We start from the raw sequence: 223 nt of genomic DNA, 5'->3' as shown, positions 1-223 counted from the left end.
AAATCGCCATTGTAGGTGTCGGTGATTTTGGTGGGGATCGCGCCTTTAGAGATGTTGTCCACGTAGTCGGCCGCCACGTTCAAAGGTCCGATCACCGCATCCAGGGTGTTGTTGACGCCTTCGACAATCTTGCGGAAGTCGCCTTGGTATTGGCTGGCGTCGGCACGGGTGGCTAAGCGGCCTTCGATGGCGGCTTTTTCCAGCGCAGCGGCTTCGGCCACCA

Annotated in this window: 1 pseudogene; it reads right to left on the bottom strand. The window is 58.7% G+C overall.

From position 1 onward, the window contains the following. Positions 1-223, bottom strand: a pseudogene (locus CWO84_RS15425) (methyl-accepting chemotaxis protein); the annotation flags it as partial.

Origin of the sequence: Methylomonas sp. Kb3, assembly GCF_002834115.1 — a bacterium.
GTDB classification, from domain to species: Bacteria; Pseudomonadota; Gammaproteobacteria; order Methylococcales; family Methylomonadaceae; genus Methylomonas; species Methylomonas defluvii.
Note: the sequence above shows the minus strand (reverse complement) of the source record. Positions and strands in the feature narration are given on the sequence as shown.